This window comes from Zoogloea sp. 1C4 (genome assembly GCF_009469605.1).
GTDB classification, from domain to species: Bacteria; Pseudomonadota; Gammaproteobacteria; order Burkholderiales; family Rhodocyclaceae; genus Zoogloea; species Zoogloea oryzae.
The window spans coordinates 381,773-398,917 of the sequence record NZ_SSXU01000002.1; the positions used below are offsets into that span (position 1 = coordinate 381,773).

At 66.6% G+C, this 17,145-nt stretch carries 14 protein-coding genes; 5 read left to right on the plus strand and 9 right to left on the minus strand.

The window, feature by feature from the left end; translation table 11 throughout:
- Positions 1–56: 56 nt before the first annotated feature.
- Together GH681_RS04265 and GH681_RS04270 are read right to left on the minus strand one after the other, a co-directional pair.
- Positions 57–746, minus strand: coding sequence for a L,D-transpeptidase (locus GH681_RS04265; protein ID WP_153160179.1), 690 nt, complete (start codon positions 744–746; stop codon positions 57–59).
- A gap of 201 nt (positions 747–947) precedes the next feature.
- A complete protein-coding gene (locus GH681_RS04270) occupies positions 948–1,220 on the minus strand; it encodes a hypothetical protein (protein ID WP_153160181.1) in 273 nt (90 codons plus the stop codon).
- A 178-nt stretch (positions 1,221–1,398) separates the two neighbouring features.
- Here GH681_RS04270 and GH681_RS04275 point away from each other — a divergent pair, with 178 nt between their 5' ends.
- Both GH681_RS04275 and GH681_RS04280 read left to right on the plus strand, forming a co-directional pair.
- Positions 1,399–1,767 carry a hypothetical protein gene (locus tag GH681_RS04275; protein ID WP_153160182.1) on the plus strand — a complete coding sequence of 123 codons (369 nt, stop codon included), beginning with the start codon at positions 1,399–1,401 and terminating at the stop codon, positions 1,765–1,767.
- 110 nt (positions 1,768–1,877) lie between these two features.
- On the plus strand, positions 1,878–2,207 hold the full coding sequence (locus GH681_RS04280; protein ID WP_153160184.1) for a YnfA family protein: 330 nt from the start codon (positions 1,878–1,880) through the stop codon (positions 2,205–2,207).
- A gap of 124 nt (positions 2,208–2,331) precedes the next feature.
- Here GH681_RS04280 and GH681_RS04285 read toward each other — a convergent pair whose 3' ends face one another.
- Positions 2,332–3,114: an SGNH/GDSL hydrolase family protein gene (locus GH681_RS04285; protein WP_153160186.1), complete on the minus strand. Its 783-nt coding sequence runs from the start codon at positions 3,112–3,114 to the stop codon at positions 2,332–2,334.
- 305 nt (positions 3,115–3,419) lie between these two features.
- On the opposite strand from GH681_RS04285, the gene GH681_RS04290 reads away from it, so the two are divergent.
- Positions 3,420–4,436 (plus strand): sensor domain-containing diguanylate cyclase, encoded by a 1,017-nt coding sequence (locus GH681_RS04290; protein WP_153160188.1) that lies wholly within the window; start codon positions 3,420–3,422, stop codon positions 4,434–4,436.
- A gap of 38 nt (positions 4,437–4,474) precedes the next feature.
- Here the strand turns inward: GH681_RS04290 and GH681_RS04295 are convergent, their stop codons facing one another.
- Entirely contained in the window at positions 4,475–7,441 is a 2,967-nt protein-coding gene (locus GH681_RS04295; RefSeq protein ID WP_153160190.1) for a bacteriohemerythrin, read from the minus strand.
- A 360-nt stretch (positions 7,442–7,801) separates the two neighbouring features.
- Between GH681_RS04295 and GH681_RS04300 the strand changes: the two genes are divergently transcribed.
- Complete coding sequence (locus tag GH681_RS04300; RefSeq protein ID WP_153160192.1) at positions 7,802–8,962, plus strand: hypothetical protein; 1,161 nt, start codon at positions 7,802–7,804, stop codon at positions 8,960–8,962.
- Positions 8,959–9,435: a hypothetical protein gene (locus tag GH681_RS04305; protein WP_153160193.1), complete on the plus strand. Its 477-nt coding sequence runs from the start codon at positions 8,959–8,961 to the stop codon at positions 9,433–9,435. The genes GH681_RS04300 and GH681_RS04305 overlap by 4 nt, the downstream gene beginning before the upstream one ends.
- Before the next feature lie 142 nt (positions 9,436–9,577).
- On the opposite strand, the gene lldP is transcribed toward GH681_RS04305, so the two are convergent.
- The 5 genes from lldP to GH681_RS04330 form a co-directional block, all read right to left on the minus strand.
- Positions 9,578–11,224 (minus strand): L-lactate permease, encoded by a 1,647-nt coding sequence (lldP, locus tag GH681_RS04310; RefSeq protein WP_153160195.1) that lies wholly within the window; start codon positions 11,222–11,224, stop codon positions 9,578–9,580.
- Positions 11,225–11,298: 74 nt separating this feature from the next.
- Positions 11,299–14,076, minus strand: coding sequence for an FAD-binding and (Fe-S)-binding domain-containing protein (locus GH681_RS04315; protein WP_153160197.1), 2,778 nt, complete (start codon positions 14,074–14,076; stop codon positions 11,299–11,301).
- A gap of 87 nt (positions 14,077–14,163) precedes the next feature.
- Positions 14,164–15,618: a LutB/LldF family L-lactate oxidation iron-sulfur protein gene (locus GH681_RS04320; protein ID WP_153160198.1), complete on the minus strand. Its 1,455-nt coding sequence runs from the start codon at positions 15,616–15,618 to the stop codon at positions 14,164–14,166.
- Positions 15,615–16,289, minus strand: a complete 675-nt coding sequence (locus GH681_RS04325; RefSeq protein ID WP_153160199.1) for a lactate utilization protein — start codon at positions 16,287–16,289, stop codon at positions 15,615–15,617. Before GH681_RS04325 ends, GH681_RS04320 begins: the two co-directional genes overlap by 4 nt.
- Entirely contained in the window at positions 16,286–17,101 is an 816-nt protein-coding gene (locus GH681_RS04330; protein WP_153160200.1) for a (Fe-S)-binding protein, read from the minus strand. The genes GH681_RS04325 and GH681_RS04330 overlap by 4 nt, the downstream gene beginning before the upstream one ends.
- Between the last annotated feature and the right edge of the window lie 44 nt (positions 17,102–17,145).

Genomic DNA, 17,145 nt, shown 5'->3' on the forward strand with positions numbered 1-17,145 from the left:
GGCGGGGCCGATGAAGGATGGAAAGGCGGTGAGTCTATCGGCGCAGCCGGCCGGTGTCACCGCCGGGGCAGCCCCCACGCCTGCTGGTGGCGGGCGTATTCGGATTCGGGCAGTTGCACCAGCACCGGCGCCCGGGCAGCGTCCAGCCACCGGGCGATCTCCTGCATGGGGGCCAGCGCCATGGCGGTGCAGCCCGAGGTAGGCGTCTCCGGCGTCTCCCACACATGCAGGAAGATGCACGAGCCTGCCCCCGGCGCCGGCGGGTCCATGTTGTGGGCCACCACCGCGCCCAGTTCATAGCGCAGATCGTCCCGCAGCATGTCTTCGCAGCTCGCCCAGTCGCCGGGCACGCGTGCGGCATCCACGATGCAGTTGTAGTGGCCGGACGCCGGATCATCCACGCACTTCAGCCCCGGCCGGGCCGGGTGATAGGGCAGGCGGGCGGCGCGGGGCAGGGGGGCGTCGGCGGGCGCGTAGCCAAACAGCGCGGTGATCGCAAACACCCCCGCCGGCGCCCGTCCGTCGCCTTCCTGCTTGGCCGTGCCGGCCATCAGCGGATGCAGCCCGCGCCCCCACGCCAGGCCGCTGCGCCCCAGCATCACCGGCCGCGGAGCAGAGGCCGGCTGCCAGTTGCCGTCAGCGCTGCGGGTGAAGCACTGCAGCTCGCCAGCGGGCGAATCCCAGTCGGCGGCGATGCACAGCAGGAGCTGGGTGGAGGCGGGAGGAATCACGTAGGGAGCCACCATTGCGGATCGAAGGCCGGAAGCGCGAGGCGAAAGAAAGGACGCGATTGTTCCACAGGCTGAATGTGGGCCGGCGGATTGACGCGTGCTGCCGGGTCAGCGCCGTGCGCTGCGCGGCGGAGGCCATGGGGTGCTGGCGGATTGCGCTTGGGCCGGCGCACCGGGATCGCGCCAGCTGACAATCGGAATCGGCATGACATATTGTCAGTTTACGGGCTGCGATTGCCAATCGGGCGCCGCGATTGGCAATCGCAGCCCGTCAATTGGCAATCGCCGACCGAAGAACTCAAATCTCACGGTGAGATTGGCAATCGCACGGCGCAGATTGGCATTTTCACGCCGCAGATTGCCAATCTCGCCCCGAAAACCGGGGTTCGCGCGCCACATGGTGCCAATCCATGGTGGGCAGTGGGGATCGGCAGCCCGCCGGAGACGATGGGCAAACCCCGCCAGCGCCGAGACGCGATCCTTCGCCATGCCCCCTGCCCGCCGCCCGTCACGCAACTGCCAGCCGCGCACCGCGGGAGGCGCCGCGCCCCATGGCTGGCAGGCGTCTTCTATATCGAATGGCATATTTATTGTTGAATCGCAGGCCTGTATGATTGAACACGTGGCGTCACATCCATCCGATCAATCCTTTCGTCAGGAAACGCTCATGTCCAGCTCTGCACTCAAACGCATCTCCACCACCGTGCTCCTCGAAGATGAAGACGCACTCTATGGGCTGCGAACCATCGAAGGCTACAACCCGCCCAACAAGGAATACACCCTCGAAATCGTCGAGGCCAACTTCAAGGAATACAAAGCCGCTCAGGAGGTCGAATCCGGCATCGAGAAGGCCCTCGAAGCCGCCCGTGATACCACCATCCGCTTCCAGCACAAGTTCCACAGTTCCGTGGTCGGCTCCCGCAAGCAGGTGGTTGCCATCTACGGCGAAGATGCCGATGAAGTCGTCGCCGTGGGCCTCAAGAAGAAATCCGACCGCAAGCCGGTGCGCCGCAGCAAGCCCGACGCGACCAAATAAGCGCTCGCGCGCTGCCCGGGCCTTCACCTGGGCCGGCGCGCATCCAGCGCAAGGCGGGGCGTCCCACCTCGTCATGCCAGAATGCCTCCGGCAACCAACCGGAGATCACCATGGACCTGCTACGCGCAAGCGCTCTCTTCGCCATCACCGCCCTTGCCGAGATCGTCGGCTGCTACCTGCCGTGGCTTGTGCTGCGGCAGGGCAGGAGCGCATTCCTGCTCCTGCCCGCGGCGCTTTCCCTTGGCCTGTTTGCATGGCTGCTCACCCTCCACCCCACCGCCGCCGGCCGCACCTACGCCGCCTATGGCGGCATGTACATCGGCGTTGCGCTGCTGTGGCTGCGCTTTGTGGATGGCGTCGCGCTGACGCGCTGGGATGTCGCGGGCGCGGTGATCGCGCTGGTGGGGATGGGGGTGATCGTGGTGCAGCCGGGGCGCTGAGGCCTGCCGGCTGGTGCGATAAGCCCGGCGGGGCTGCAAGCGCAGGGCCACGGCGTGCCCCGCGATGAAGAACGGCGACCGGATCACCCTCGGTCGCCGTTGTCGTTCATCCCGCCCGGTCTTCTCAGGCCAGGTTTGCTGCCTGCAGTACGGGCGTCCAGCGTTCCTCTGCGATCTTCCTGAAGCCCTCGCCCTTGGGGTGAAGTTCGTTGGCCCAGTCGTCGGGGCCGAGGGTGCCGCGGCTGTCGACGATGAGCAGGTGCGCCTTGTCCATGGCGCAGACGCGTTCGAGCATCTTGTGGAATTCATCGATCAGGTAATGCACGCAATCCTGCTGCAGATGCACGGGGACGCCCGCATCTACCAGCGCCTGCTTGAGCCAACCGGCTTTTCCGAGCACCCCACGTCCGTCGGGAATCGCGTAGTCGTAGCTGTGGGTGATGATGTGGCAGTCGAGGGAGGTGTAGGTGTAGATGCGACCGATAAGGGTTCGGTAGTAGAGCTCCATGCGCTCCAGAAAGTCCGACAGACCGCCGTCGCCTGACTTGAAGCAGTCTGCTGCGGTGGTGGCATCGGTGCAGTCCAACCTCAGCAGGGGGCGCATATCGTTGAAGCCTGCGAAGTCGTTGCCCCCGCCGCTGATGAACACCGCGGACAGGCCCGATCCGTAGAAATGGAGCGCGTGGATCACGTCCTTGCGGTACTTGCCATCCACGTAGTCGAAGGCTTCGGCGCCGTTCATTCCCTTGGCAAGGATGACGTGCTCCTTGCTGTCGACGATGGGGCCCAGGTAGCTGGTGAGGCTGCCGCCCGGAAAGGGGTACCAGAACCACGAATCGCCGATGGCGAGGATGGTCGGCGTCTTGTGGTCACGGTCGAGTTCGGCTGTGCTCCAGTAAATGCTCATGGCGGTCTTCCTTGGCTGGGGTTGGATGACGCTGGGCGCGGCGCGATCGCCGGGTGGGGAGTTCGGATTGCGGCGGTCTGTCCGCTGGATCAGGTATAGGAGCAGACCATCGGGATAGCAAGATGGAATGTGTTTCGCGCCGGATCTTTCGGACGCGATCGCCCTTCAGGGCGCGCCGCCGAGGCCTGCGGCGCAGATACGGGATCTGTCGTGAATCCCTGACACATTAGAGACTTATCAAGTACCCTCTATGACTAAAGGTGTATAGTTTTCATACGAAAAGCCTTGCCGTCGAGAGATTGCGCATGCCTTCAAAAGAGCAGCTGCTGGACATCATTGCCATCCAGGCCGAGATCGCCCGGCTTGGGCTGGATCTGACCGCAACGATGGCCCTGGTGGTCGAGCGTACGCTGGGGTTGATCGAGGCGGATGGTGCGGCCATCGAGCTCGCCGATGGCGACGAGATGGTCTATCGGGCCGGCGCGGGCATCGCCGCCAGCCAGTTGGGTTTGCGCTTGAAGGCAGGGGAGAGCTTGTCCGGCCTGTGCGTGCGATCCGGCGAGATCCTGCATTGCCGGGATTCGGAGAGCGATCCGCGGGTCGACCGGGACGCGTGCCGTGCGGTGGGCCTGCGGTCGATGATCGTGGTGCCGCTCCGGCATGAAGGCGAGACCGTCGGCGTGCTGAAGGCGATGTCGCGGCAGCCGGACAAGTTCCGCGATGTGGACGTGCGGGCGCTGCGTCTGCTGTCGGAGGTGGTGGGCGCAGTGATGTATTTCGCAGCGAAGTACAACGTCGATGAGCTGTTCTACAAGGCCACCCACGACGCCATGACGGGGCTGGCCAACCGGGCGTTCTACATCGAGCGGCTGCGCAATACGCTGGCGCTGCACCGGCGGGACAAGCGCCCGGCCAGCGTGCTGATGATCGACATGGACGGGCTGAAACACCTCAACGATTCCTACGGGCATCGGGTGGGGGACGCCGCGATCATGGAGGTCGCCCGTCGCCTCACCGCCTGTGCGCGGGAATCCGACACTGTTGCCCGCCTCGGGGGCGACGAGTTCGGGATGATCTTCTCGCCGGTCGATCTGCCCGACGGGGGAGAGATGCTGATGCACCGGATCGAGGATGAGATCGCGCGGCCACTGCAGTTCGAAGGCCATTCGTACGCCCTGAGCGCGAGCGTCGGCATGGCCACGCTGCCGGCGGATGGGCTGGACGTGGATCATCTGCTCGAGACCGCCGACCGCCGGATGTACCGGGTCAAGCGGCAGCATCACGGCGAGAAGGGGGCCGGCGGCCTTTCCAGCTGCGCTTAGCAGGGGCGGGATGCGCCCGTCGTCGTCTCCGCCGTCCTTCAGGTCTTCATGAGCCACTCTGCCAGCGCGGCGTAGAGCCGTTCCGGGACGACCGGCTTGGTGATGAAGTCGTCCATGCCGGCTTCCAGGCAGCGGGCCTTGTCTTCGGCAAAGGCGTTGGCGGTCATGGCCAGAATGGGGGTGCGCTGGTTTCCGGGCATCTGACGAATGCGCCGCGTTGCGTCGAGGCCATCCATCTTTGGCATCTGCATGTCCATGAGGATCAATGCGTAAGCCTGGGTTTCGACACGCTGAATCGCTTCGAGGCCGTCGTCGGCGAAGTCGACCGACAGGCCCACGTCTTCGAGCAGCGCCTGGGTGATCTCCTGATTGATCGGCTCGTCCTCGGCAAGGAGGATGCGGGTGCCGGCAAACCGCTGCTTCAGGATCGTCTCGGCGTCCTGCGGGGAGGCGGTGGTGGCACGACGGACTTCGGGCGTCCCCTGCTTGAGCCTGACGGTGAACCAGAAGGTGCTGCCTGCGCCGGGGGTGCTCGATGCGCCTACCTCGCCGCCCATCAGCGCGGCGAGCCGCTTCGTGATGGCGAGGCCGAGGCCTGTTCCGCCGTACTGGCGGGTGGTGGTGGAGTCGGCCTGCTCGAACGCGGCGAAGAGGCGGGCGAGGGTGTCTGGTGCGACGCCGATCCCGGTGTCCTCGACCTCGAAGCGGACGAGCGTGCCGAGGGCGTCGTCGCCGATCCGCTTCGCGCGCAGGGTGACATGGCCGTGGTCGGTGAATTTGATGGCGTTGATCGCGTAGTTGAGCAGGGCCTGCTGAATGCGGGTCGGATCGCCGAGCAGGCCATCGGGAAAACGGTCCACCTCGGTGGTGAACGTCAGGCCCTTGCCGTTGGCGCGCTCCCGGACGATCGAGCTCACGTTGCCGACGAGGCCTTCGATCCATACGTCGCGCTCTTCGAGCGAGAACTTGCCGGCCTCGATCTTGGAGAGGTCGAGAATGGCGTTGAGCACGCTCAGGAGGTGTTCGCCCGCGCCCTCCAGCTTGTTCATGTGTTCGATCTGATCCGGCGCCAGGCCGCCCTTGCGGATGAGGTGGGCGAGGCCGGTGATCGCGTTGAGGGGGGTGCGGATCTCGTGGGACATGTTGGCGAGGAAGGCGCTCTTGGCGACGTTGGCCGCTTCGGCCGCGGACTTGGCCTCCATGAGCTGCTGGGTGCGTTCCTCGACGAGGTTTTCGAGGTTCTGGCGATGGCGGGCCAGTTCTTCCTCGGCGCGCTTGCGTTCGGTCACGTCCATGTTGATGCCGGCGATCCGGTTGGGATAGCCGCGGGCGTCGCGCTCGATCACCTTGCCCACCGCGTGGAACCAGATCCAGTCGCCGGATTTCGTCATGCGCCGATATTCCACTTCGACGGTCTGGTCGGTGGGGTGTCCATCGGCGAACAGCGCCAGCAGGCCGGGCCGGTCGTCCGGGTGGACGTGGGCCAGCCAGTTGTCCAGATTGGTCTCGAACTCGTCTGGCTCGTAACCCAGCAGCTGGGCGTAGGTCGGGCCGACATTGACCTCGCCGGTCTCCACGGTGACATCGAACCATTCCTGGCGGGCCGCGCTGAGGGCGAGGCGCAGGCGCTCCTGACTCTGCCGGAGGGAATCCTGCGCGAGCTTGCGTTCGGTGATGTCGTCGTAGACCCCGACGATCCCGATGATCTCGTTGGCCACGTTGCGCAGCGGCACCTTGGCGGTCTGCAGCCAGATCGTGGCGCCGTCCGGGGTGGTCTGGGGTTCTTCGTAGGACAGCTTGGCGTGGCCCGAATCCATGACCGAGCGGTCGTCGGCCTGGTACAGGCCGGCCTGCGCTGACCAGCCCATCTGGTAGTCGTCCTTGCCGAGGAGCTCTTCGGGCGATGACTTGCCGGCGTCGCGGGCAAACGGCGGATTGCAGCCCAGGTAGCGCAGGTCCCGGTCCTTCCAGAACACCCGCATCGGCACGTTGTTGATGACGGTCTGCAGGAGGAGATGGGATTCGCGCAGCTGCTGTTCGGCCTGCTCCCGTTCAGTGATGTCGTACAGCGTGACGAGGTGGAGGCTGTCCGCCACGGCATTGAGCGACGACGCCGAGGCCATCACGGTGCGCTGGCGGCCATCCTTGGTCAGCAGCCGGACCTCCAGGGGCACAAACGCCGTACCGTCACGTCTCGATTTTTCCAGCCGCTCCGTCCAGGCTGTGATGACGTGCCGGCAATAGTCCGGATCGGGGTAGGCGTGGTTCCACCACGCCTGGAGCGTCGGGATGTCGTCGTGTGTGTAGCCGAAGGCGTGGGTGAAGGCCGCATTGAGGTAGGTGATGTTCCCGCTGTCGTCGTTCAGCGCCATCGGCACCGGCGCCGCGTCGATGGTGGCGTGATAGCGCACTTCGCTGGCGCTCAGGGCGTCGTTGACCACCTTGTGTCGGGCGATCTCGCGCATCAGGTTGACGGTGTTGGTCGCCAGGGTGCGGTAGATGGTCAGGATCAGGTTGATCCACGTCTGCGTTTCACCGCTCATCCGCTCGGCGGCCTGACGTCGGGCCTGATCGGGCGGCAGGCCGGCTTGGATCGCCTCGACGGTGAAGGCCATGCGCTTGTCGGATTCGAGGATGTGCGATGCGAGCCAGCTGGCGAGAAACGCGAGGGTTTCCTGCACCAGCTCGTCGAGGGGCCTGACCGACTGTTGATCGATGAGGCCGCGGATGGTGTCGATGAAGCCGGCATGCACCTGCCGGTGACGGATCTCCTCCTCGGTTCCGGCCACATGGCTGTGCCAGATGTGCTCTTCGGCCTGGAAGTGATACACGGTGTAGCGCATCAGCTCGTCGAGGATGTGCCTGAGCTGGACGCCGTCGCTTTTGTAGGCGACCTGACTGGCCAGCAGATTGAGGAGCGCGACGAGTTGACGGTGCTGCTGATCGATGTCGGTCAGCCCCGTCTCGAAACTATCGTTCCACGGAAAGATATCGATGGATTGCATGTCGGGTTCAGGTAGATGCCCGTCGCGGGCAAGCAGCCGCGTTGCGGGGAGGGCGGAACAGAATCATGAAATCTCCCAGGGCTGAACCGGATCGCGGTTTGGCGGACCGCCGCGCCGGGGGGACGAGTCTCAACATCTTGCTGTATCGGCGGGCTATCCAGCAAGGTTTAGCCCGGCGAAGTGGCCGGATGGGGCGACGACCGGCGGGGCGCCGCCTTGCCGTAGCGGGATGAAGAAAGGTGCTGCCACCGTTGGCCCTGCCGCCCCAGGAATTCGCATTCAGGCCACTCCGGGAGGCCGTCATATTTCTTGGGGCCGGATTCTTGCTTTTACATAGCCCTGCTAGACTTGGACGATAAATTGAATTCCGGCATCTTCGGGTGGTTTGCCCTGTGGGGGCCCAGCCTTGTCATCGAGCGAAAGTGCATCATGTGTCGTGAGCCGTCGATTGTTATCGTGATGAGGTGGGCTGCGCTGGCATCCGTGGTTGCGGTCCTCGCCGGGTGCGCAGAAACGCCGACACGCCCGCCGGTCGCCGCGGAAGCCGGTCGCGCGCCCAGCGTGGTTGGTGACGGTGGCCAGACGCAGGCTGTTCCCGAGTCGCCCGGCACGGATGTCAAGCCTCGATCGGCGGCGGTGCGCGGCGCGGTCCCGATGGCCGTGCCGCTTGCACCCACGGTCACAGGGGTGAGTCTGGAGTCCGATGGAATCGTTTTCCGGATTGAAGATCCGGGTTCTGCATTGGGCGGCCTGCTGGGCAGCCGGTTCGCGCTGTCCGGCAAAGGCAGGATGAATACGCTGCCCGAGTCCGATGAACCTGGCAAGACGCCCGCCGCGCTGCAGCGCTGGGTTCAGGACGTGCCCGGCCTGAGCTGGCCGCTTCCTGCGCCGTCCGGCCGCCTCGTGCTGCCGAACCGGACGGGGGCCTGGGCCCAGCGGCGCGGCCTCACGCTGGGCGATGTGGCCGGTCAAGTCCAGGCCGCGATGACCGCCGCGGGATATCTCGAGCGGAGCTATTTCCCGGTCCCGGAAGGCTTCGCCCTGGTGACGCGCGTCGAGCAGATCGAAGCCGACGGTGCCCCCAAGGCTGCGTCGGTGCGCTGGAATGTGGAGTCGCCCGGAGCGGGCGATTCGTTTTTCACGAAGGTGCTCAAAGGCATGACAGGCGCACCCTCGGGGCTTTACCGGATGTTCATCTTCGTGGTGACCACCGACGAGCATTCGCCGACGGGGAATGAGCCGTCCTACGGTGATGCCAAGGGGTGGTTCGTGCGGGGGGCTGCCGGGCTCACGGATGCGCAGGCTGTCAGACGGGTGACCGCCCGGCACCGGATGAGCGTTCTGGTCTATGAGTTCAAGACCTACGGAAGCCGTAACGTGAAGGCCTTGCTGCCGGGCAAGCTCGCCTGTGAGACCCACCTCGAGAAGGCCGGCCTGTGGTCTGGATTGTCCAGGCTGGCCGGTGACATCCCGACCCATCCCCCAATCGCGATGAACCGTGACCTTGAGGTGCCGAATTGAGCCTGGATCCCGCCCCCATACCGCTTCGTCGTGCCCAGTACGGGCTTGCGGTGCTGTGGTTCTCTCCCGCGCTCTTCATCTTTTTCGTGCTGATGGCGCAGACGCTTTTTTCCACGGTCTACGATGGCCACAAGAACGAGGTGATGGAATGGTACGGCACGCTCGTGTGGCCGATTTCCACCCTCATTGTTGGCGCCATCGTCGCCAACGCAGGTGTCCGTGCCGACCGGCGCGTGGTGGATGGGGCGCTGTTCAGGCTCACCCGATTCTGCTGCCTGGCCTACATTCTTGCGCTCGTGATGACCGTGTTCGCGCCTGGGTTGGGCAGCGCGTTCGACGCGCAACGCGATGCCTGGGTGATGCTGACAGAATCCCGGCCGTGGCTGGTCCTGCTACAGGGCGTGGTGAGCGCAATGCTCGGTGTGTTCTTCAGCCGGGCGTACTACGACGAACCGCCCGCGGGTGAAGGCTAGGCGGCGACACGTCGCGCCGGGCGACCGGGGGACCATGCGATCCGGGCGCGCTTCATTAAAAAAACGGCGACCGGATTTCTCCGGCCGCCGTCGAGGCTCCCAGGGGAACGCAATCCCCATCCTGAAACTTGTGGTGCTGTGCTTACGGGATCATCCAGGTGAACACGTAGGCCTGCAGCGTGGTGATGATGCCCACCATGGCGGCAAACATCAGGCTGTGCTTGAGGGTGAAGCGGAACAGATCCGATTCCTTGCCCACCAGGCCGACGGCCGCGCAGGCGACGGCGATGGACTGCGGAGAGATCATCTTGCCGGTGACGCCGCCGGTGGTGTTGGCTGCCACCAGCAGGGTGTCGGAGACGCCGACCTGGTGCGCGGTGGTGGCCTGCAGCGAGCAGAACAGCGCGTTGGACGACGTATCGGAACCGGTCAGGAACACGCCAAGCCAGCCCAGGAACGGCGAGAAGAACGGGAACAGCACGCCGGTGCCGGCAAGCAGCAGCGCCAGGGTGGCGGAGAGTCCGGAGTAGTTGGCCACGAAGGCGAAGGCCAGCACCATCCCGATGGAGTAGATCGGGCGCTTCAGCTCGATCACGGTTTCCTTCAGGGTCTTGGCGGCTTCGCTGGTGCGCATGCCGAGCACGACCATGGTGATCAGCGCGGCCAGGAAGATCGCGGTGCCGGTGGCGGAGAGGATGTCGAGCTTGTACACCGCGGCGTAAGGCGTGGCCTTGGCGACGATGGGTTCCATCTTGATGACCAGCTTGTCGAGCATCGGCACCGGGAACTGGAACACCAGCGAATACAGCGGGCCGTCCTTGGCGAACAGGGCCTTGAAGGGCTTGAGGCTCCAGATGGTGACCATGACGGTCAGGATCAGGAAGGGCGACCAGGCCTTGGCGATCTGGCCGAACTCATAGTGCTTCTCGGCGGGGCGATCGGCGTGGGCCTGCTTGTCGAAGCGGAAGATGCGCTTCGGCTTCCAGTTCTTCAGGAACACGGTGAGGCAGATCAGGCTGACCAGCGCGGAGGTGATGTCCGGCAGCTCCGGTCCGATGTAGTTGGCGGTGAAGAACTGGGTGACGGCGAAGCTCAGGCCGGCCACGATGATCGCCGGCCAGGTTTCCTTGATGCCGCGCCAGCCGTCCATCATGGCGACGAGCCAGAACGGGACGATCACCGACAGCAGCGGCAGCTGACGGCCGGCCATCTGGCCGATCTTGAACGGGTCGATGCCGGTCACCTGACCACCGACGATGATGGGGATGCCCATGGCGCCGAAGGCCACCGGCGCGGTGTTGGCGATGAGGCACAGGCCCGCGGCGTACAGGGGGTTGAAGCCCAGGCCCACCAGCAGCGCAGCGGTGATCGCCACCGGGGCGCCGAAGCCGGCCGCGCCTTCCAGGAAGGCACCGAAGGAGAAGCCGACGAGCAGCATCTGCAGGCGCTGGTCATCGGTGATCGACACCACCGAGGCCCGGATGATGTCGAACTGCCCGGTCTTGACGGTGATCTTGTAGAGGAACACCGCCGCGATGATGATCCACGCGATTGGCCACAGGCCGTACAGGAAGCCGTAGCCGGCCGACGCCAATGCCATTTCCACCGGCATCTTGTAGAAGAAGATGGCCACCGCCAGGGCGATGGCGACGGTGATGGTGCCGGCGATGTGCCCCTTCATCCGCAGCACCGCGAGGGCCACGAAGAAGAAGATGATCGGCAGCGCGGCGACCAGCGAGGACAACCATAGGTTGCCCGCGGGGTCGTAAATCTGCATCCAGGTTTGCATTCGGTAATTCCTCCTTTGGTGAATGCGGGGGTGTTTCTGTTTGGGGTGAGGCGGTTGGTTTCGGTGGTCGGGGATCAGCAGGTGGCGAGGCGCGCGGCCTCCTCGCTGCATTCGTCGAGCAGATGGACGATGGAGCGGTAGGGCAGGCCGGTGGCGTTGGTGAGGCCGATCTCGCAGGTCTGGTTGCTCGAATAGCCGCCGCAGCAGCCGGCGGGCACCTCGAGCTTGCGCAGGGCGTAGGCGTTGAGTTCGGGCACCACGAAGCCCCGGTCGCCGCCGAAGCCGCAGCACTTCACCTCGGGCGGCATCACGGGTTGCACGGCGCAGGCGGCGGCGAGCTGCTTCAACTTGCCCTCGAAGCCCATGCGGCGGGCCGAGCAGTTGAGGTGGATCAGCACCGGGTCGGACTTCTTCTGCAGCATCAGGCGCGGCAGCAGCGCGTCGTGGGCAAACTCCACCAGGTCGAACACCGGCAGGCGCTCGGCGAGGAAGGTCTTCATGCGCAGGCTGCAGGCGCTGGCGTCGAGCACGATGGGGTACTTGCCGTTGTCGCTGGCTTTGCGCAGCGCGGCTTCGAGTTCGGCCGACTTGCGGTCGGCGTCATCGGCCATGCCCTTGCTGGCGAAGGACTGGCCGCAGCACAGCTCATTGACGCCCTCGGGGATGATCGGGGCGTAGCCGGCGCGTTCCAGCACGCGGATGACGGTGGCCGAGAGGGCGTGCTCGGGCGTGTCGGCGCCAAACATCCGGCCGGCGCAGGTGGGGAAGTACACCACCTTGTCGCCGTCGCTGCGGGTGGCGCGGGCGGTGAGGGGCTGCGGCGTGGGCATGCCTTCCTTCCACTTGCCGCCGGTGATCCGGCCCAGGGCCTTGGGCCCGATGATGGCTTCGGCCAGATGCCCGGCCTTGAGCGCGGTGCGGGCCAGTGCCTGGGTGGCGCCGAAGTGGTCGGCAGCGAGCTTGCCCAGCTGGCGGGCCACGCCGGAGAGGTTCTCGCCGCGCACGGCGCGGGTCAGGGCGCCGGTCTCGATGCCCACCGGGCAGGCGGTGGAGCACAGCCCGCAGGTGGCGCAGGTGTCGAGGCCCATGTAGAGGTAGTCCTCGCCCAGCTGGCCCGGCGCCTCGCCGGCGGCCTGTCGGCGCGACAGCTCACGCCAGCCGACGATGCGCTGGCGCGGCGACAGGGTGAGGCCGTGGGACGGGCACTGGGGCTCGCAGAAGCCGCATTCGATGCAGCGATCCACCGGCGAGTAGAGCTGGCCGGCGGCGGGCATGGGCTTGAGGTGCTTGAGGTGGGCCTGGGGATCGTCGTTGATGATCACGCCGGGGTTGAGCAGGCCTTCCGGGTCGAACAGGGCCTTGATCTCCTTCATCAGGCCGTAGGCCTGGGTGCCCCATTCCAGCTCGACGAAGGGCGCCATGTTGCGGCCGGTGCCGTGCTCGGCCTTCAGCGAGCCGTCGTACTTCTCGACCAGCATCGCGCACACGTCGTCCATGAAGGCGGCGTAGCGGGCGACTTCGGACTCGATGCCGAAATCCTGGGTGAATACGAAGTGGACGTTCCCCTCCAGCGCGTGGCCGAAGATGATCGCCTCGGTATAGCCGTGCCTGGCAAAGAGCGCCTGCAGATCCAGGCAGGCGGCGGCGAGATCGGGCACCGCCACGGCCACGTCCTCGATGATGACGGTGGTGCCGGGCTTGCGCACCGCGCCCACGGCCGGGAAGGTGCCCTTGCGCACGTTCCACAGGCGGTCGATCTCGGCCGGGTTGGTGGTGAAGGAGGGGGCCTCGATCAGCGGATACTGGGCGAGCTCGGCCAGCACCGCGTCGATGCGGCGCTGGAGATCGGCGGCGTCCGGCGCGCGGGTTTCGATCAGCAGCGCGGTGGCGCCGTCGGCCAGGGTCTTGAGGAGCGGGGGCATGCCGGGCTTGTCGGCCACGGCGCGCAGCGAGGCGCGGTCGAGCAGCTCGACCGCATCCACCGGCTGCTGCTTGAGGCCGACCACCGCGCGGCAGGCGGTTTCCATGTCGGCGAAGAACACCAGGGCGCTGGCCTTGTGGGCGTATTCGGGCACGGTCTGGTAGGTGACTTCGGAGATGAAGCCGAGGGTGCCTTCCGAGCCGATCATCAGGTGCGACAGGATGTCGATCGGGTCGGAGTAATCCACCAGGGCGTTGAGGCTGTAGCCGGTGGTGTTCTTGATCTTGTATTTGGTGCGGATGCGCTCGGCGAGGGCGTGGTTGGCGCGCACTTCGTCGGAGAGCCGGGCGAGGCTGTCGAGTAGCATGCCGTGGCTGGCGTGGAAGGCCGCGCGGCTGGCAGCGTCGCCGGTGTCGAGCACGGTGCCGTCGGCCAGCAGCACGCGGATCGAGGCGAGCGTGCGGTAGCTGTTCTGGGCGGTGCCGCAGCACATGCCGGAGCTGTTGTTGGCGGCGATCCCGCCGATCTTGGCGGCGTTGATCGACGCGGGGTCGGGACCGATCTTGCGGCCCAGCGGGGCCAGGCGGCGATTCACTTCGGCGCCGACAATCGCCGGGCCGACCTTGACGGTGGCGCCGTCCGGGGCGATGCGGCAGGTGGCGAGGCCTTCGCCCAGCAGCACCAGCACACCGTCGGTGACGGCTTGCCCGCACAGGCTGGTGCCGGCGGCGCGGAAGGTGACGGGCCGGTTGTGGTTGCGGGCCAGATCCACCACGTCGCGGACTTCGTCTTCATCTTCCACCACCGCCACGACCTCGGGGATCAGGCGGTAGAAGCTGCCGTCGGTGCCGTAGGCAAGGCGGCGCAGTTCGTCGGTAATCACGCGGTGGGCGGGCAGCCGTTGGCGCAGGACGTCGATGAGAGCGGACATGGCGGGTCCTCCCGTCAGGGATGAGGTTTGATTCGGTACGTGGTTGGGGGCGGGGCGACGGGTGTCGCCCCGGGGCGGATCAGGCCGCTAGCGTCGGTCGCGGACCATGTCCCTCAGGCGCCGCGGAGCGGGTGTCAGGGGCGTGCGGGCGGCGGTCCAGCCGGCCTGATTCTTCGGCGCAAGGGCGCGGAAGCGGCTCGCCAGCCAGCTGAAGGCCCGGTAGCTGCCGGGGCGGCTGTACACGCGGGCCCACATCCGCCAGACGAAGGTGGTCAGCCCGCTGTAGCCCGCGCCCTGGCCGACCATCGCCGGGTTGGCGTGGGGTTCGGACTGGGCTTCGCCCCGCAGGCGGATGAGCAGCTCGGGGATGGGGATCTTCACCGGGCAGACCTCGCCGCAGGCACCGCACAGGGTGGAGGCGGTGGGCAGCAGGTGGGTCTGCTCCAGCCCCATCATGTGGGGCGAGACGATCTTGCCGATGGGACCGGGGTAGGTGGTGCCATAGGCGTGACCGCCGATCCGGGTGTAGACCGGGCAGTGGTTCATGCAGGCGCCGCAGCGAATGCACTGCAGCGTCTTGCGCAGCTGTTCGTCGGCGTAGGCCTGGGAGCGGCCGTTGTCGAGGAGCACAAGGTGCACCTCTTCGGGGCCGTCCTTCTCATTGGCCTTGCGCGGGCCGGAGATCATGTTGAAGTAGGTGGACACCGCCTGGCCGGTGGCCGAGCGGGTGAGGATGGAGAACAGCGGCGCGACGTGCTCCAGCTTCTCGACGACCTTCTCGATGCCGGTGATGGCGATGTGCACCTTGGGCACCGTGGTGCACATGCGGCCGTTGCCTTCGTTCTCGACGAGGCACAGGGTGCCGGTTTCGGCCACCGCGAAATTGACGCCGGAGAGGCCGATGTCAGCGATCTCGAACTTCTCGCGCAGCACGCGGCGGCCGATCTGGATCAGCGCGTCCACGTTGTCGGTGTAGCTCACGCCGGGGATGTGCTCGGCGAACAGCTTGGCGATCTGCTGCTTGGTCTGGTGGATCGCCGGCATGATGATGTGCGAGGGCTTCTCGCCGGCCAGCTGGACGATGTATTCGCCCATGTCGGATTCGAGGGCGCCCACGCCGGCGGCTTCCATGGCGTGGTTGAACTCGATCTCCTCGCTCACCATCGACTTGCCCTTGACGATCAGTCTGGCCTGATGGCGCTGGGCGATGCCGAGCATGATGGCGTTGGCTTCTTCGGGCGTCTCGGCCCAGTGCACCTTCACGCCGTTACGGGTGAGGTTGGCTTCGAGCTGTTCGAGCAGATCCGGCAGGCGGGTGAGGCTGTACTGGCGGATGCCCTCGGAGAGGCTGCGCAGGGAATCCAGCTCGTCCGCGTCGGGGAACTGGGCGGCGCGCTTGGCCATCAGGAAGTCCATCGCGCCGCGGAAGCTGCTGCGCAGGTGGGGGTCGTTCACCGCATCGTGCATCCGCTCCCGAAGCTGCTTGGCGGAGACGAAGGCGATCGGCTTGCCGGTGTCGGCACTGGCGTTGGGGGCGCTCATTGGGGCTCTCCTTCGGCGTGGGTGACGATCACGATGAGTTCCTTCGGGCCGTGGGCGCCGTAGGCGAGGGTCTGCTGGATGTCGGCGGTCTTGGACGGGCCGGAGATCAGCAGCGCGTTGGTGGGCATGCCGGCCGACCAGCCTTCGGCACGGATCGCGTCAAAGAAGGTGGGCTGGATGGTGCGGGCGTCGAGCAGCGCGAAGTGCACCGGCGGCACCAGCGACAGGGTGCGCGGCTCGGCGTCGGACGGCCACAGGATCAGGCTGCCGGTTTCGGCGATGGCGCCGCGGGCCTGGGTGAAGCCTGCGCCGACGCGGTGGAACAGATCGGCCTTGATCTCCTCGACCTGGCCAGCCCACGGGCGCAGCGTAGTGCCGGCGAAGGTGGCGGCGTCCAGGCGGCGGCCGGCGGGGGTGTCACCGCCGTAGAGCAGGGTGCCGACGGCCTTCTCGACGCACAGCCGGGCCAGCAGCGCGGGCCAGTCGGCGTCGGTGGAAAAGTGGACGTCGGCGTGGAAGGCCTCGATACCGGCCTTGAAGCGGGCGGCGCGCTCGGCGACGGATTCGCCGCGGGCGCGGGGCGCGTAGTGTTCGTCGAGGCTGGGCAGCGGGTTCGGCGTGGCCGGCTGGGCGCCGCGCAGCTTGGCGAGGATGCGGTCGCGGGCGGTCATGATTGCTTTCCTCCAGTGCGGCGCAGCAGGAAGGTGGCAAGGTGCTCGCCCGGCAGCGACGGCGCGGCGCGGCCGGCGTTCTGGTCTTCGAGGGCGGCGCGCTTGGTGATGTTGAGCATGCAGCCACAGTCGGCCGTCACCATCTGGCGGGCGCCGGTGGCCTTCAGCGAGGCGACCTTGTCGGTGACCATCGCGGTGGAGATGTCGGGGTGCTTGAGGGAGAAGCTGCCGCCGAAGCCGCAGCATTCGGATTCGTGATCGTGGATCGCCAGACTGACGTTGCCCAGGCGCGACAGCAGCTCGCGACCCACCAGCAGGGTGCCCATCTCGCGGCGGGCCGAGCAGGAGGTGTGCAGCGCGACGGTGGTCGGCTCGCCCTGGTCGGGGCGCTTGAAGTCCAGCACATGCACCAGGAACTCGGCGAGTTCGAAGGTGCGGGCCGAGATGGCGGCGGCGCGGGCGGCAAGGCCGGCGTCGTCGCCGATGACCTTCTCCCAGTGCCAGCGGATCATCCCGGCGCAGGAGCCGGAGGGCACCACGATGGGGTAGTCCTCGGGGAAGAGATCGAGCTGGGCGGCGACGACTTCGCGCGCCTCGGCCGGAAAGCCGCTGGTGAAGGCCGGCTGGCCGCAGCAGGTCTGGTTGTCGGGGAAGATCACCCGGATGCCTTCCCGCTCGAGCAGGGTGATGGCGTCCATGCCCGCCTCGGGCACGAAAAGATCCACCAGACAGGTGGCGTAGAAATACACCGCCTGCGGGCGCGGGGGGTAAGTGCGCGCGGAGTGTCCGGCGCCGTGGGTCGGTCTGCTCATGGGTCTCCTCCAGTCCTTGCCGCTTGGAAACGGAATTCTGTTCC

Bases quoted from the DNA above. Each gene is read 5' to 3' on its own strand.
- GH681_RS04265 (WP_153160179.1), bottom strand. From the start codon at position 746: ATGGTGGCTCCCTACGTGATTCCTCCCGCCTCCACCCAGCTCCTGCTG.
- GH681_RS04270 (WP_153160181.1), bottom strand. From the start codon at position 1,220: ATGGCGAAGGATCGCGTCTCGGCGCTGGCGGGGTTTGCCCATCGTCTC.
- GH681_RS04275 (WP_153160182.1), top strand. From the start codon at position 1,399: ATGTCCAGCTCTGCACTCAAACGCATCTCCACCACCGTGCTCCTCGAA.
- GH681_RS04280 (WP_153160184.1), top strand. From the start codon at position 1,878: ATGGACCTGCTACGCGCAAGCGCTCTCTTCGCCATCACCGCCCTTGCC.
- GH681_RS04285 (WP_153160186.1), bottom strand. From the start codon at position 3,114: ATGAGCATTTACTGGAGCACAGCCGAACTCGACCGTGACCACAAGACG.
- GH681_RS04290 (WP_153160188.1), top strand. From the start codon at position 3,420: ATGCCTTCAAAAGAGCAGCTGCTGGACATCATTGCCATCCAGGCCGAG.
- GH681_RS04295 (WP_153160190.1), bottom strand. From the start codon at position 7,441: ATGCAATCCATCGATATCTTTCCGTGGAACGATAGTTTCGAGACGGGG.
- lldP (WP_153160195.1), bottom strand. From the start codon at position 11,224: ATGCAAACCTGGATGCAGATTTACGACCCCGCGGGCAACCTATGGTTG.
- GH681_RS04315 (WP_153160197.1), bottom strand. From the start codon at position 14,076: ATGTCCGCTCTCATCGACGTCCTGCGCCAACGGCTGCCCGCCCACCGC.
- GH681_RS04320 (WP_153160198.1), bottom strand. From the start codon at position 15,618: ATGAGCGCCCCCAACGCCAGTGCCGACACCGGCAAGCCGATCGCCTTC.
- GH681_RS04325 (WP_153160199.1), bottom strand. From the start codon at position 16,289: ATGACCGCCCGCGACCGCATCCTCGCCAAGCTGCGCGGCGCCCAGCCG.
- GH681_RS04330 (WP_153160200.1), bottom strand. From the start codon at position 17,101: ATGAGCAGACCGACCCACGGCGCCGGACACTCCGCGCGCACTTACCCC.